The 16,052-nt window shown below is 48.3% G+C and carries 9 protein-coding genes; 1 reads left to right on the top strand and 8 read right to left on the bottom strand.

The window, feature by feature from the left end:
* Positions 1-188: 188 nt before the first annotated feature.
* Complete coding sequence (locus F4Y64_07635; protein MXX97468.1) at positions 189-404, bottom strand: hypothetical protein; 216 nt, start codon at positions 402-404, stop codon at positions 189-191.
* Between the two features lie 109 nt (positions 405-513).
* On the bottom strand, positions 514-921 hold the full coding sequence (locus F4Y64_07630) for a hypothetical protein (GenBank protein ID MXX97467.1): 408 nt from the start codon (positions 919-921) through the stop codon (positions 514-516).
* A gap of 130 nt (positions 922-1,051) precedes the next feature.
* Here F4Y64_07630 and F4Y64_07625 point away from each other — a divergent pair, with 130 nt between their 5' ends.
* On the top strand, positions 1,052-2,713 hold the full coding sequence (locus F4Y64_07625; protein ID MXX97466.1) for an alpha/beta fold hydrolase: 1,662 nt from the start codon (positions 1,052-1,054) through the stop codon (positions 2,711-2,713).
* A 221-nt stretch (positions 2,714-2,934) separates the two neighbouring features.
* Here F4Y64_07625 and F4Y64_07620 read toward each other — a convergent pair whose 3' ends face one another.
* The 6 genes from F4Y64_07620 to F4Y64_07595 are packed head-to-tail and all read right to left on the bottom strand — an operon-like array spanning position 2,935 to position 15,129.
* On the bottom strand, positions 2,935-5,658 hold the full coding sequence (locus F4Y64_07620) for an ATP-binding protein (GenBank protein ID MXX97465.1): 2,724 nt from the start codon (positions 5,656-5,658) through the stop codon (positions 2,935-2,937).
* 59 nt (positions 5,659-5,717) lie between these two features.
* Positions 5,718-6,191 carry a PIN domain-containing protein gene (locus F4Y64_07615; GenBank protein ID MXX97464.1) on the bottom strand — a complete coding sequence of 158 codons (474 nt, stop codon included), beginning with the start codon at positions 6,189-6,191 and terminating at the stop codon, positions 5,718-5,720.
* Between the two features lie 11 nt (positions 6,192-6,202).
* Positions 6,203-7,534 carry an AAA family ATPase gene (locus F4Y64_07610; protein MXX97463.1) on the bottom strand — a complete coding sequence of 444 codons (1,332 nt, stop codon included), beginning with the start codon at positions 7,532-7,534 and terminating at the stop codon, positions 6,203-6,205.
* Positions 7,535-7,546: 12 nt separating this feature from the next.
* Complete coding sequence (locus F4Y64_07605) at positions 7,547-10,525, bottom strand: DUF1156 domain-containing protein (protein ID MXX97462.1); 2,979 nt, start codon at positions 10,523-10,525, stop codon at positions 7,547-7,549.
* A complete protein-coding gene (locus tag F4Y64_07600) occupies positions 10,522-11,742 on the bottom strand; it encodes a DUF1016 domain-containing protein (GenBank protein ID MXX97461.1) in 1,221 nt (406 codons plus the stop codon). Before F4Y64_07600 ends, F4Y64_07605 begins: the two co-directional genes overlap by 4 nt.
* A gap of 42 nt (positions 11,743-11,784) precedes the next feature.
* Entirely contained in the window at positions 11,785-15,129 is a 3,345-nt protein-coding gene (locus F4Y64_07595) for a DUF3883 domain-containing protein (GenBank protein ID MXX97460.1), read from the bottom strand.
* Positions 15,130-16,052: the final 923 nt, after the last annotated feature.

Below are 16,052 nucleotides of genomic sequence, written 5' to 3'. Positions count from 1 at the left end.
TCAGGTATTGAGAGAGTCCATTCCAGGGCTACTGCATGAAGAATCCCTTGATGAATCGCGGTACTTAATCTTGATCTGGCCCATCTCACACAAAGTGGTACTGAAGTAGGATTTTTTGGGAAAATGAACACGACGGCCTCCCCTTCTGTGAAGAAAATTCAAGGATTGAGCAATTCGTCACAACGGGCCTATACTGTCGTTGTCCAGAGATTCACTTGGCTGTGACCAGATGTAATAGTGTCTTGTACGGTGAACCAAAATCTCTCATCATTGGTTACGTCATACGTAACTCCTGTAACCTGTGCAAGTACTGCAGGAATGTATTCAACGATCAGTGCACTGTGTGAGAGAATAACTGCCGCTGGTGCGCCGACCTGATAGAGAAACTTCCTGCGGTCTGACATGAAAAAATCCGTAAACAGTTGGTGATAAGCTATCAAGATATTCCATCTGACTACAAAGAGTTTTGTGTGCTCCAGAATCAGTGCGGCTTTCTGGGTTTTGATCTGGCTGCTACCTATCAGTTGTAACCCTCAGGGGCAGCAGGATGATGGGGCTGCCATGATTCAGTCGGTCACGCTTGATGCTCGGAACGAGCCATCGCCCGCAATGCTGCCCAAATTGCGCGAGCTCGGCGTTACCCATGTGACTTTGGTACAGTTCGGGTTTCAGCGAAGTATTGAGCATCCCGAGATCCGAATGAACCCCGATGCCCGGTGGTACAGCGAAAGTGATCTGGGCATAAGAGAAATGGCTCGAAGCGCAGACAGCTTGGGTATGGATATCATTCTGAAGCCGCATCTGTGGCTGGGCCGTTACAGTGCGGAAGGGCAGTCTAGAGACGACATCGGTTACCCGGAAGAAGATCAATGGCGGACTTGGGAAGTAGATTATACGACGTTTCTGATGCACTATGCGCATCTGGCAGAAGAAGTTAAAGCAGACATTCTCGTGATTGGAACCGAACTCGCCCGGAGCGCACATGAACGTCCAGAGTACTGGCGGGGTCTCATTGAAAACATCCGCTCCGTGTATCCGGGGAGGTTGACCTATGCGGCAAACTGGTGGGAGGAATACGAACATATTGAGTTCTGGGATCTACTGGATTACATCGGTGTTCAGGCGTATTTCGAACTTTCGGATCAGCCAGGTCCAACCGACGAGATGTTGGCCGAGGGGTGGGAACCGCATGTTGAAGTGTTATCCGATCTCTCTGAGCGTCTCAATCGTCCGGTACTCTTTACGGAAATCGGCTATCGGAATGTGGATGATGCGGCTGCGAAGCCGTGGCGCTGGCCATCGCGTGATGAAATCGGCCGGGTCACACCGAACAATGCCATTCAAGCTCAATTATATACCGTATTTTTCAATGAGTTGTGGGATGAGACCTGGTTCAGTGGTGCGATTCTTTGGAAATGGCATGGGGACCGCGAACAGCGTCGTACTTCCTTGCTCGGATTTACCCCACAGGGGAAGCCTGCCGAAGAAATTATCCGCCAGTGGTTCAACTCGGGTCGTGAATAGGTGGGCGTGCGTTTGCACACTATTTGTTCTTGTCTGCCTTTTTGGGTGTGATTCTACAGATCAGGGTCCCGACGTAGTATCCACACCAGACCGCGGCGATGTCATCAGTGTGAAGCTCCAGCGGACTTATACCGTGCAGGAGATGAACCAGTTGGCAGCGGGATTTGACATTCCCCTTTCGGCGCGTTATGGTGCTGCAGTCTATGTGATGGAGTATGTGACGGTAGATGTAAAGGGGGAGCTCATCATGGCATCCGGCGCAGTTGTTGTACCCCAGCCTGTTCTGGGATCACTTGCAATGGTTTCGTTTCAGCATGGAACGAGTGTCCGACGCGTTGATGTCCCTTCGGCGGGCGGGACGGAAGGAGTTCTCGTTGGGCTGCTCTTTTCCTCGGACGGGTACCTCTCAGTCATGCCTGACCTCGTTGGACTTGGCTCCTCACCTGGACTCCATCCGTATTTGATCGCAGATGTGTCAGCCTCGGCCGTCATTGATCAGTTGTCGGCTGTCCTAAAGTGGTCTATGACGCAGTCCTGGGAGGTTTCCAGGGAATTGTTTCTAGCGGGTTATTCTTCAGGTGGCTACACCGCTATGGCTGTTCAGCGTGTTCTGGAAGCGAATTTCCAGGACGAATATTCTCTTGTAGCATCTGCTCCCATGGCCGGTCCCTATGATTTAAGCGGGACGATGTTGAAGGTGATCTTACGGGAAGAGCCTTACCCACAGCCGTATTATCTCCCGTATATCCTATTGAGCTATAATGAGGCCTACGATTTATTTGATAGTCCATCGGATTTTTTAAGAAGCCCCTATGATGTGACCTTGCCACCATTGTTTGACGGAACGCATGGTAGTACGGAAATCAATAATGCCATGCCACCGATTCCCATCCATATCGTTCGACAGGATGTACTCCAGGCTGTGAATGAGGATCCAGATCACCCATTTTTGCAGAGTTTGCGTGAGAACGACCTAACGAACTGGAGTCCAGATTCCCCAACCCGGCTCTATCATTGTGCTGGTGACAAGCTGGTTCCCATTGAAAATTCTCAGATCGCAGCCCAGAGTTTTGGAGATGTTGCTGCGCTGATCGATCCGAGCCCCCAAAGTGGACATATAGGTTGTGCATTGATTGCAATCGCTAGTGCGCGGGCCTGGTTCAATTCAATCGTCACAGCAAATAGGTAGTCAGGAGCAGTGGATTGAGTGTTTATCACCGGAGGTTCACGGTTACGAATGGGAAGATGGATTTACAGAATTGATGCCTGTCGGTATGGTGTTGTTTCATTCCCAGTTCGGGAAGATGTATATGTCGCCGTGCAAGCTATCGGTATGACAGGTGATTAGACGGTTAACAATTATGAGAAAATATCCGTTTTCTTTATGTGAATCCGGTCGCTTAATTATAATTAATTAAGAATATGCTGTAAGCTTCGTTCCAATCTTTGTACCTGATCAGGGCCAACATTTCCTGAAAGTTCAATTCCAAGATTTAGTCCATCCAACTCACGTAATTTTGGAATGATTTTGGTTCCAAGTCTATTCCATACTTCGGGGGGTACAGTGCCTACAAGTTGAAAAGCCGTTGTACTTTGACCTTTTGGTAGTTCAGGTCCAGGATCTGGTTCAATGGCTGGGCCTGGCTCTGTTGATGGATCTGGCTCTGGCGGAAGAGGATCCTTGGGCTTGGTTTTCAGTGTTTCTGCCCTGGATTTCCTCAGCAGGAAAACTCCCGATTCAAACGTGATCTCCTCCTGTGAGAGTGCTTCCTTGTACCACACACGACGGTAACTTCCATCGGCTTGATCAGCAGATGCGAAGCCAAATTCTCCCTCAGACACAAACCGGACAATTTGGCGGCGAAGGATTGTCTCTGGGTCTATCAGTCGTGTGAGTGAGCCGTCCAGAAAACTTTGTCGTAGTCCTCGGAGCGGCCACGCCCCAGTATCTATGAATGCCCGAGGCCAATGGCGGTCAATATAGCTGGCACCAACACTTTCATTGAGCAGTGCCTCAGATTTCATTGCATTGACGATCCGGCCACAGAGTGTCTCATTGGAAGTGGAATGACCGGCGCCTAAGTCAATTGTTTTTAACCCACTTGATTCGTGCGAATCAGCAAGCAGTATGAATCGATAACTGGCCCACACCTCATCTTTTGCAGCATCTTCCGCTTCCTTCACCATGGCGTTTGCGTTGGCCCGGTCAGCTTTGTCAAATTCACTCCCGAGAATCCCCTGATCTATTTCAAGCACTACCCTCTTCCATGCAAGCCAAAATTCAACTTTTTCGCGAAGTTTGCGTCTTGTTGATTTAGCACACCAGACCAATGAACTCGGGTAAAGCCGTGGTGACTGACCGCGTAGTTTTGTCCATTGGCGAATTCGCTCAGTTCCCTGTCCATCACCAATCCATTCGATTTCTGGACCAAGAATAACCAGTACTAGACGCGACGTGTCCTGAACTGTAGCGCTATCTTCTGGGAAGACCGCAAGGGGAAGAGTAGAACCACGGCGGAACTCGCCCTCAACTAGTTTTCGAATGGCGGGCTTGATCTCTGTTTCTTCATCCAGCGATGCACGGCGATCACTCACGACCTTCTTTAGGGTGGCTTGGTGGTGAATACGAAATCCGTCAGTGCCAACCTTCCGAATAAAGAATCCTCTTGCGTCCAAGGCTGCCGCGGCATTATCAATAGCCGTTGTATCAATGGCTGGTTCACCCAAAGCAAAACGTAGTTCAGGCAAATGGGCGACCTTATCTACCTGTCCGCCCGAAGACTCAAATAAAATGGCTGTACCTACACGCCGATGAATATCACGTAGTTCGTTTGGTACATCCGCATCAAGGGCGCGAGCGTGCGCCATGTCTCCAGCAAGATCTGCTTCAATGGCCGTATCAAGCCGATTCTCTCCCAACTGTCCCAGCACAACAGCACGAAATTCTGGAATATCTAACGGTGCTGAGCCGAGCGTGATTAGGGGCTCTGTCCTCGCTTTCCTGAACTGTTCTCTGGATGCCCCTGAGATCCACTGCGCAAGCATAGCGAGGGCACCTCTGGTCTGCTGAAACTGCGACAGTGCACGCCATTTTCGTTGAAATACCGAAAGAGTTGACGGATGGAATGGGTAGCATGCCTCAAAACGGTTTCTGAGAAATGTTTTTGCCTTTGCCTCCGTCACCGCAGAATCAACCGACAGCCATTCCTGGGGCAGACGCGCAGTGCGTTCAAAACACCAGTCTGCATAGGCCTTGGCCACTTTCTTTCGGGTTCGTTCATTTCCCCGATCTTCGAACAGTCGTCGACAGATGACATCACTAATTTCGGATTCGTCATTTGCGATCAGATCTTGAGCGACGCGTCGGACGACTTTAGTGATCTTATTCTGCCACTGTTGATCCCAATCCGTCATTTCAACCTGGCTGCGCGGCAGACTGATGACTGCGACCGCATGTGTGGTTCCGGTAACAGCAACCGACAGATTCTGGATGAAGGCATGAAAACGCTCAGCCATATTGCGGTGACGGTTCACGAAGTTAAGGACCTCGTCAAACAGCAACAGAACTGGCGCGTCTGCGGCGGCAAACACGTTCGAAAGTGCCTCCGTCCCCGGTGGGGTTTCACGGGCTGCCGCCCCAAGTGCAGCTACACCCTGGTCACCTGCAAGTTGACATGCCAGATCAATCCAAGGGGTCTCCCGGCCTTCCACTGGATCCCACGCGTTACCCACAAACACCCCAACTCGTGCGGAAATAGGTTTTGTAATACTAGCATCCTTGAGTAGTTCAGGTACTCCAGGCAGGATAGATGCATCTGCACCAACTTTTGCAAGGTGGTAAAGTGATGTGAGTGTGTGTGTCTTGCCTCCACCGAATTGGGTGATAAGGGTAAGAACCGGGGATGTATTTTCGGTTTTACCAGAGAGGCGTCGAAGCACCATACCTGCGTGCTTTTTCAACGCAGCCGTAAAACAGGTTCTTGAGAAAAACTGAACAGGGTCGCAGTAATCTTTGGGGGCAGTGCCAGCAACCACCTGCTCAAGGGCAATGGCGAACTCATCCGGTCTGAATGAGCGCCCTTCGCGTACTTCTTTACGAAGGGTTACATTTCTATACCAAGGGGTTAATGCCATTAAATCTGATTAAGTGTCTATTGTTAATGACTCAAATAGATCTACCATGAAAAGTGTTCTCATGATTTTGCTCCGCAAAGATTTCTATTTGCCAGCAAATCTCGGTGTGTTTTTGAAAAATCTCTACCTCTTATAGTTGAATATATTTTCCCACGTGGGTGATCTATCAACTTCTTATTGCCAAAATCTTTATGCAGTGCTTCGTCATTGGAATACAGTAAACGTGCGCCACTCACTTGAGCAAGAGCGATGATGTGAGTATCATCGGAGATGCAATTTCCAGCATCTGTGAGGTCTTTTTCCGTTTGGTCAACTTCACCATCGTGAACAATAGTCATTTTTCCTTGGATACGAGCGATTTTTGCCCATTGCCTGAAGCTTTCTGAAGCCTTGGAGAGTTCAGCAGTTAGCTTGCCCCCAATCACTAAATGCCCTCTTCCCGTGTTGATCCATTCGAGAAATTGCTTCCCTGCGTCGTGACCATCAACTTTAAAGACTTCGTGGACAACATTTGCATCCAGAATTGCACACATTCAATTAAGAATCAGAAGCCTAGAGATCTGCTAGTTTCCTCCATGAAAAATCTACCATAACTGTTTGGGGTATCAAGAACATTTCCTAACTCATCAATTCGGATTGGGTGAATCTGAACGCTTGTGTCAGTTCGCTCAAAGAATAGAATAGAGACATTTTCAGGTTTAAGATCCGTTTTCCCATCCCGTACATCCATTCGAATCCGATCAATCATGAACTGGCTGTGAGTCTCAACAATCAACTGTCTTCCTTGGCTGGCAACCTCACAAAAAAGGCCGCCCAAAGCAGCTTGAGCACTTGGGTGAAGATGTATCTCCGGTTGTTGTAGTAATGCCATTTTGGAATTCCCCGGTAATAGAAGCTCAGTCAAAATAGGCAAAACTTGGCTGATCCCGTATCCCACATCAATCAAATTCTGCTTAGGGCCTTTTCGTTTTTTGCCGAACTTTCTGATCTGAACCTGAAAAGGATCGCTGCCCGATCTTCCGAGTTGTTTCACATGAATTTCATCAAATATCCCTGCGGACCTGCCAAATTTTTCTAATTTTTGTTTTAGTTCTTTCCACATTTGGTTATGATCCATGGCTAAGTTAGCCATGAGCATTGGAACGTAGTCACCTTCGGGATCCAGTATTGAGGTTGCCGGATCGTAAGTGCGTCGTGGTCTAGAGCGAATCGGTGCACTTAAAAACGGTCGTTCCCCAGAAAAATCTAAAACCGTGAACTCAGTTCCCGCAATTGAATGGGCATCCTTTTCGGAGAAGAGAGGAGAGCCATCAATAGGAATCAGGTTTTCGTGGTGTTCTATATGGTCACGGTAAATTATACCTGGAATTATCAGCGGTAGCAGTCTTCGTGAAGAAAGTAGCGATGTAAGCCTACCTTGGGTATCTGCATTAATTGGTATTTCCCAGGTTCCTCGACAAGTGCCGACGTGGACTCTGTGATTTCCCTGATGATCATAGAAAATATGTACCCAAGCATCCTCTTCACTCCGGCGCACGCTCACTGGTATGGGTATAGTTCCAGACTTTGCGAATACAAACTCGGCCATATCATTCTGACCAATACAAAATCCCGCCTCAAATGTGGATGCTGGACCACTCCTCTCACTTTGATGATGGGCGATCTCATCAAAACTCCCTAAATCAAACGGTGCTTCCTTGAAGTTTGGAAAACCGGAGTTAGAATAGTCATAAAAGCAATCCCACAATGCTCGAATCATGGCTAGGAAGGATGTTTTTCCTGTACTGTTATCACCTACAAGCAATGTTAACGGTGCAAGATCAGCAACCTGCTTTCTGTGGAAGCAGCGGTAATTTTCCAGGGTAACTTGTTTCATTTTGATAGGCTTTTACCGTGGTACGGCCAACAGCATGGCATCTATGAGTCGTTTTTCCTGGCTGCCTCTTGGATATAAGGCCGATAATGCGTTGGCCAGATGCAAGAACTCGGGGCCGCGACTCAATTCAGAGTCAATGAGGGTTCGTAACGCATTGGCATGTCCACTAGTCTGTAGGAGCATAGCCGCGTGTACCCGATCCAGAACGGTAGCACTACCTGACTGAAATTCTATATCTTCTTCAGTGATACTTTTTCGAAGATGATTTTTCCCTAGGGAGAGTTCAACATCCAACTCTGGGAAGAGCGATCTCTGGACATTTCCTTTTGGATCACTCTCAATCCATTCTGCGGTCGTACCTATTCCATCTTTACCAAAAAGATCTTTATTGCGCTCCATTACCGGCAACAGGCGCACTACTCCCTTCTCAAGTGTGATAATATTACCTGTCCATGCATTCAAATCAATTCCCATAGGCTGAGCGAAACGGCGCACTACATCAAATGGGAGGGTGAAACCCTTTATTGTCACTTTGTGAGGCTCGTCCTCTTCTTTCTCGTCTGAGGTATTCTTGGGTAGGTCTGTACTCTGAAGTGTCCAAAGGAACAAAGCAGTCAGACGGGCATCTTCTTCTAAAGTGCCTGTCAAGCCTCCACCATCCGTGGGTGTGTGGAGTACCTGTTCAAGTGCCGTGCGGCCAACGACTTCCCAGACCTTCTCCAGATACTCTGATAGTTTGATTTCGTGACCCTCCGCTGTTTCCACAGTTCGGTAGCGACTGAAGATTTCCAGTGCCGGACCAATACAGGCAAAAACGAGATCAGCACCTCTAATCCCCTCACCCTGAAGACGACTCATCCAACTGCTGACACGCCGGGGTAATTCGCTCAGAATGTCTCCCCAATCTCCTGTAGGCGCATCCTGTAAGCGTGGGCGACAAATAAGATGAATACTGGTAGCGAGTGCCGCAGATTCGCGAGCCCGTAGGCGTGTTGAGGCTTCAGTTGCAATTGGCCACGATCCAGTGATGGTCCAACCACCGCGAATCATTCCCGAGAGCAATGCCTCCCAACCCTCGGTAGTCTTGTGAGCAAATACCACCGAACCCACGCCATCTTCTCGCAATACTCTCCGGCCCTCAGAAAAGGCTTCTGCCATGCTCTCTTCAAACCAATCACGATCCTTTCTGCGGTTATTATCCTGTTTGGTTTCGTCCTGAACAATCTCACGTTGCTTTGGACTAAGAATATTTGCAGGATCAAACGGATCTTGTAGCAAATGATGATTAGGGAGTGTGCGCTTGAGCCAGACTAAGAAAAAATCCGAGAGATCAGAATAGGGAATGGCATCATAATACGGTGGATCTGTAAACCAAATTCCAGTGGATTGATCCGGAAGTGGGTGACACATCGAATCAGACTGCTGGACTTGACCTGAAGCTGCCGTTCGGACGGCCTCAATTACCTCGCATGTGGAATCGAGGCTTGAAAGAAAAACTCCACGCGCATTGCTCTTTGGGGTGGACTCGCAAAAATCCCATACTAGAGGAATGGCCTGCCTCGAGAATAGATTCACCGGGTTTTCCGCATTACTTTCCCAGCGAGTCAGTGAATTATTCCCGTCAGCCATTTTGCCCAGAAGCAGTCCGATTAACACGTTTTGTATCTCTTGTGAATCAATCTGCCCCGAACCATCCATTATCCGCTTAAATTCCATCATCGCCAATTTCTGTCTTGCCGTAAACAAATCTCCCCACTGTAACATCCCATAACGTTGCACACTAAATGCACGCCCTGCCCCCGAACCGCCTCCTGCTGGTGTAGGTTCATCCGGCACGGGACAAAGCCCTTGTTTTCCACCGAGTTCCCATTCACTTAAGATTTCATGCAAGCGTTCCTGAGACTTGTGTACCGTGGCATAGTCCGTGTCATTTGGAATACGGTAATGTCGGCCTTTCTGCCCAGGTCGTAGCGTTACGACGGCTGTCATTCGTGCCCCTCCAACCCGGAGGCCTTCGTCATCAAAGATGACATCTGCCCCGCCCTTTTGCCCTTTGAGTTGTTCTCGTACTCGCTCTGGAGGCAGCACTGCATTACAGCAAATGCAGGTGGCCTTGGCACGAGTCACCGTGCCTACTGGCACCTCCTTGTCCGATTCTGGCTCAAATACTTCAAACTCAACTCGCGGAGGTAAACCGTCAGGACGCTCAACACTGTATTTCAATGCCCTTCTTCGCTTGGCTTTCTTGCATAACCAAAACGAACGCATGAGCGGAATCTCTGCCCCACAGTTAGGTGCCTCGCAGCGAACCGTACGTGTCCACAAATAGGCAATTGGAGTTGAACCATCGGGATCATCCGGATACAAATCAACCAATTCCCGTTCAGCTTGGAGCTTGATGTCTGCACCAACTTTGCGTAATTCTTCTGCCAATGTCGGTCCGGAATGTGGAATATCTTCCAGCATTGTCTTTAGAATCAGGCATGCGACAGGATTAAGGTCACTTGCAAATGCCTCGCATCCCAGCCGTAATGCCTCCAAAGGAATAGATCCTCCACCTGCAAATGGATCTACTACTAAGGGAATATCATCCCCATGTGCAGCTTTGACCAAGGAACGGCTGACACCAAGATAGGTGGAATTTGCCGCGTTGTTCCAATTCGCAAAATCAGCAATAAATTCCAGAATAATTTGCCGGACCCCTTCATCCGATTCAATGATTTGGTCCCATTTCCCAGGGTGGTATGCCATGTTCAGCAGAATCCTTCGTGCATCTTCCTTGAATGTATTCGGACAATGAGGATCACATGGATCTGGAAGTAGCAACCCCATCAGCACAGCCCGGCATGACGCCAGAGGACGTCGGGCCCACCATAGATGCAATGTGGAGGGATGGCTATGCCGGATTGACTTCTCTTTTGCAGCATGCTTCGAGACCTCAGCAATTGGGAAATCTACCTCAGCAAGTCGCTTGCACTCTCGCGGAATCATGAAATCCCCCCAGAATTATCTTTCAATCCCTTGCCACCATTGATTGACCGCAAATTATCCCCTGACAGCAAATCGGACGCATCTATTGCTTTACGGGCATAGTCAATTTCAGATGCAAGGAGTTGCTCGTCCGGCAAGGCTGTACGGTATTCCGCAGCCATTACTTTATTCGGTAACCCCTCAAGCGCGTATTGTGCAACCGCTTCGTCCTTTTGTACACATAAAATCAGTCCTACCGGTGGATTTTCTCCCTCCAGAACCCAATTTTTCAGAGCATAATTGAGATAGAGATGCATTTGTCCGGCATCGGCATGGGTAAACTTTCCAAGCTTTAAGTCAATAATAACGATACACCGTAGTCTCCGATGATAGAATACCAAGTCCATCCGATACCAAGCATCACCTATGCGGAGGCGCCTCTGCCGACCCATGAAGCAAAAGTCATTACCTAATTCAAGTAGAAAGGTCTCTAGATGACTAACTAATGCTTCTTCAAGATCACTCTCAGAGTATTCATCTTTCAGATTTAGAAATTCAAGGACATATGGATCCTTGAAGGCCTCTTCAGGAAGGGGGGTATCAGTCTCTCTGACATTCTGCCCTTTTTTGAGCATTGCAACCTTATCCTTAGAAAGAGCCGTGCGCTCGTAGAACTGAGAATTGATCTGCCGGTCAAGCTGGCGGATCGTCCAACCTCCGCGCAACGCCTCTATCTCATAGAACTCGCGGGCGTTGGAGTTCTTGACTGCGATTAGGCGTACATATGCTGACCAAGGTAGTGGAAAATATGAGGCGAGAAGGCTCAGGGAAGATTTTCCAGACGGTGTCTGGAGTTTTTGTTGATTCTCGGATTCTCCAGACGGTGTCTGGAGTTTTTGTTGACTCTCAGATTTTCCAGACAGTGTCTGCACTTTCTGCCACGAAAGGAAGAAGGCCCTCATTTGCCAAAGGTTGCTAACCGAAAACCCTCTACCAAAACGGGCAGAAAGGTCTACCGAAAGGCGTTTGATAATCTCTTCACCGTAATTGGCACGCTCCCTGCCTCTTTGCTCAAATTCAACGATATATTGGCCAATCAACCAATAGGCAGCTGTCATAATGGCATTTACTGACCGTGCGGCATGTCCACGGGCGATGTCCACGATACCAGACACATCGTCGTAAACCGATTGGTATCGCTTATCCAGCGAATCTGATTTCTTTGCAGATTTTGTCATGACCCGTCGGTCTACTAGGGCGAGTGATACTTTCTCCTGTCCTCATTCCTGAGTTAAGGTCTTAATATCTAACCAGTAATGTTGTACCTCGGTGACCTCATGCCAAGGAAAACGTGCGGGATCCTTGATCGGCTCCTGCAGTTGGGGATCATTCGCACAATTGGTCACGACGTAGAGCCAGAAACAATCTCGACGATCCTCGGCAACACGTCGCTCGTTAGGGGTAAGCAAAATACTCCCTGTAGGATTTGCCAGTCCCTTGATCTCAATCAAACGCAACTCACCAGATATGGGATCACGACTGGTGATGTCGTACCCAAGATTCTTTTTGTGTACGTCTTCGACTTGGCGACCATGTGCTTTCTCATGTTCCATAACGACACGCATAGCCGTCATTTCAGTTTCAGGGTGGGGGCGCAAGCGTCGGGCATCCAATACTTCTCGGTCAGGATGAGGTAAGACAAGCACACTTGCAAGTCGACGAAATCCCTGAGGTGTCATTGATCGCTGCTGCTTGAGCTCTTCCCGCCGACGTGCAAGTCGTGCAAAGGCATCTTCGTATCGGCGTTCCGCTTTTGCTAAACGCCCCTCGGCCCCAATGATCTTATTTCCTACATCTTCATTAGCCCGACCAATTTCCAAATCAATCCGATGTAATACCTCTTTCAGAGAGATCTCAACATGTTCACTAATTCGCTCAACTTCGGCAACACGCTCCCTCCGAACCTCACCAACAAAAGACATAAGTATGTTTTGTTGAACCCATTCAGAGTTTTCGGCTAAATGCGCCACAGATGGTAACTGTTCTGAAACACCGGCAGGAGTCATGTCACCAAGAACGCTGGGCCCACGAAGAATAGGGGGATTATTCTCCGACAGTTCTACTGCAAATAACCGTTCACGGATAATTTTCCCGAGACCGTCAACGATCCGAGCTTGATAGAAATCGAGTCGACTGGGTACCTCATGTGTCAGGGAATAGAAGCAAGCACCCTTGGCAAAAGCATCTTGGCCAGCATCAAATGCAAACCTTCTCAGGGCCTCAAAGAGCGGATGCCCCGGGTGAACCCATTCCAGGTTGTTGTTATCTGCTGTTTGACGATCCGTGGACAGGCGTGGATAACGAAGAGCGAGATCTGGAAACTGCCAGTCTTCATCAAACTCGTATTTCTTCAAACTCTGAGGCGTTCGCCCTGGATCGAATGTATGATCTTGATTGCGAACAGGTTTAAGAGATAAATCTGCATCTTGTGCAGATTCCTCCAGAAATCGTGCAATGGTCTCGGGAATAACTCGCCGCTCTTGAGCACGGGCGCGTCGCTCATTAAGCAAATCAAGATTGAGTTTTTTGGTGGCCAGCCCTTCCAGCGCCGTCTGGCAGATATCCCGAAAATGCTTCTCGTCGACATTTTTCAGTATTCGTTCTTCAAGATCATTATCCCCCAAGTCTCCTGCGTAGTAATCGCGGAGTACGCGCTCTATATGTGCAGGTGGCAATACTTCGCCAATAACATTAAATACGGCATCATCATCTAGCGCATCTCGGATTTCTTGAAGCTTTTCCAACAGGCGATCAAGAACGCGCCCCTCAATAGTGTTTGTGGCTACAAAATTGAAAATCAGACAGTCTTTCTGCTGTCCATAACGGTGAATACGACCCATGCGCTGTTCCAGTCGATTCGGATTCCATGGGATATCGTAATTGAAGAGGATATGACAGCACTGGAGATTAATACCTTCTCCGGCTGCCTCAGTCGCTACCAAGACCTGAATCGCACCTTCGCGGAACTGCTGCTCAACAAAAAGTCGACTTCCCGGTTCGCCTCGCGAACCAGGTTTCATACCACCGTGAATACAACCTACGTTGAACCCCCATTTCTCTAACTGCTCCGTCAGGTAATTTAGTGTGTCCCTGAATTCAGTAAAAACTAAGAGGCGTTGGTCGGGACGATCAAAGAAACCTTTCTCCTGCAAGATTTTGCGAAGATGTTGAAGCTTCGCCTCAGTTCCTGTGTTCTGAACGGCTTTGGCGTCTTCGGCCAATTCCAATAATTCGGCAATTTCCTCGTGTACCTGTTCAGCTTTTCCCGTGAGAGAGATCGCCTCCAGAAGTTCCTCTATTCGCTCTCGTTCATCATCTCTATACTCTTCAAGTTCTTCCCAATCAGGTAAGTTAGATAAGTCAGACGGTGCAGTGCTAATTAAATCCTGTGCATGTTCCAGGCCATCCTCTAATCTATTCGCTCTTTTTTCAAGCGATCTCCTGATCGCATAGATACTGGATGCGAGACGTCGTTGGTATAGCGACATCAGGAAGCCAACTGCATGTGCTCTAGGGTTGTTATCTCTGGCTGCTACCGCCGCACGTTGGCTTTGGCGCTTCACAAACCGCGTAATTTTGCGATAGAGTTTGAACTCAGAACCATCAATTTTAAATCCGGCGGTGTGTGGAATCCATTTCGTAAATACACGCTTCGTATCCCAACTTCCATCGGCCTGAAGCTCTGGAAAATAGACCATGGATTCCTTCGTACGCCGCAAGTAGAAAGGTGCGCTCTTGCGATCCATAGCTTTCCGAATTGACTGTACATCTGCATATACATCTTGATCAAGTAGCTGCAGAAATAGCGTAAAATTTTTCGGGTCTCCCTTGTGAGGAGTAGCCGTTAGCAGTAGTATATGATCTGTATTGTCTCGCAATAATTCTCCGAGACGATAGCGTTGGCTTCGATGAGTTTCGTCGCGTGCTGACATCCGATGAGCCTCATCGATAATGACTAAGTCCCAATGGACCTGCCGTAATCCAGGCAGAATGTCCTCGCGCTTGGCCAGATCAAGCGAAGTAATGACCCGCTTATGCTCCATCCATTGATTGACTCCAAACTGGTCACGGATATTGCGCCCTTTAAGTACTTTAAATTTCTCATCAAACTTTTCCAAAAGTTCACGCCGCCACTGAAATGAAAGGTTGGCAGGACAAACGACCAGAATGCGCTCTATGAGGCCACGAAGTTTAAGTTCTCTGACCAACAGCCCAGCCATAATGGTTTTGCCTGCGCCCGCATCGTCCGCGAGCAAAAAGCGCACACTGGGCAGTTTCAGTAGATGTTCGTAAACTGCCTCCAATTGATGTGGTAGAGGGTCTACCCGCGAGATTGAGAGACCAAAGTAGGGATCAAACTCGTATGCGATGCCTAGCGAATAGGCTTGAAGCGCAATTCGCAATCGTCGTCCATCGCTGTCATAGGAAAGGGTGGGATCAGTGATCTTTAGCTCTGCGGTCTCATCAGAAGTGAGTGTTACCCTCGTGAATTTTTCAGATCTCTGACCTACCAAGCCTAAGTCCCAAAGATCTTTTCCGTTTTTATGCAATGTTATGACCTGCATAGGCTCACGGAACAAAGAACCATTCAGGATTTGTCCTTCACAGATATGTACTTGAGTAGCCAAATTTCAGGTTTTTCAGTTAGGGAGTGAATCGATCAGCTTATAGAACTAGACAGAATTAGATTCGACAAAGCACTACGTTACATGGAATCAGTGCTAATATACGGATTGACGCCTGTGATTCTTGGCCATCTTAGAGAACAGATTTCCCCAACTCCGAAATCCATGGTCACGGATCTGACAGGACATCCTTTGGGTCAAGATTTGTGTAACTCTCAGATTTGGCCGACATGTCTGCCGTCATCGCCAACCCCAGATTCTGCGGACACAGTCTGCACTTTATACCACACCGGTTTCTGCCGACGCCGTAGACACTTTTTACTGATTTTCAGATTCGGCAGACACTGTCTGTCGTTTTGAGCAACCCCGAGATCCACTAGATATGTCCGTTGTTTTTGCCATTCTCAGAAACGGCCCACAGCGTCGGCCGTTTTCGCAATTTTCTAGATTCTGCAGACGGTGTCCGTTGTCTTGCCATTCCCAGATTCTGCCAACGCTGTTGGCACTTTTCGCTGATTTCCAGATTCACCAGACGGCGTCTGTTGTTTTTGTTAACTCTCGGATTCGGCCGACGCCATCGTCCCTTTTTGCCAACTCATAGATTCGGCAGACACCGTCTGCCGTTTTTGATGCGAGACAAAAAAGGTCTTATTAGCCTGAGATTACGATCTGAAAATCTTTGACCATAACGGCTATAGGATCTACCGACAAGTGCCAATAATCACTACATCGAAACTGGCATGTTCCTTGCATTTCTACTCAATTTCAACGATTCCTTGGTCGTCAGTCAACAAGCAGTAGCCGAGATAATATCCTGACTTCGGCGGTTTGAGTTGACTTAAAATCTAAAAAACCCGATTTCC

The sequence above is a fragment of the Rhodothermaceae bacterium genome (assembly GCA_009838195.1).
In the GTDB taxonomy this organism is placed as follows: domain Bacteria; phylum Bacteroidota; class Rhodothermia; order Rhodothermales; family Bin80; genus Bin80.
This window is presented reverse-complemented; position numbering and strand designations above follow the sequence as displayed.

Excerpts from the sequence above, each read along its gene's own strand:
- F4Y64_07635 (MXX97468.1), bottom strand. The coding sequence starts at position 404 with ATGTCAGACCGCAGGAAGTTTCTCTATCAGGTCGGCGCACCAGCGGCA.
- F4Y64_07630 (MXX97467.1), bottom strand. The coding sequence starts at position 921 with ATGCGCATAGTGCATCAGAAACGTCGTATAATCTACTTCCCAAGTCCG.
- F4Y64_07625 (MXX97466.1), top strand. The coding sequence starts at position 1,052 with ATGCGGCAAACTGGTGGGAGGAATACGAACATATTGAGTTCTGGGATC.
- F4Y64_07620 (MXX97465.1), bottom strand. The coding sequence starts at position 5,658 with ATGGCATTAACCCCTTGGTATAGAAATGTAACCCTTCGTAAAGAAGTA.
- F4Y64_07615 (MXX97464.1), bottom strand. The coding sequence starts at position 6,191 with ATGTGTGCAATTCTGGATGCAAATGTTGTCCACGAAGTCTTTAAAGTT.
- F4Y64_07610 (MXX97463.1), bottom strand. The coding sequence starts at position 7,534 with ATGAAACAAGTTACCCTGGAAAATTACCGCTGCTTCCACAGAAAGCAG.
- F4Y64_07605 (MXX97462.1), bottom strand. The coding sequence starts at position 10,525 with ATGATTCCGCGAGAGTGCAAGCGACTTGCTGAGGTAGATTTCCCAATT.
- F4Y64_07600 (MXX97461.1), bottom strand. The coding sequence starts at position 11,742 with ATGACAAAATCTGCAAAGAAATCAGATTCGCTGGATAAGCGATACCAA.
- F4Y64_07595 (MXX97460.1), bottom strand. The coding sequence starts at position 15,129 with ATGCAGGTCATAACATTGCATAAAAACGGAAAAGATCTTTGGGACTTA.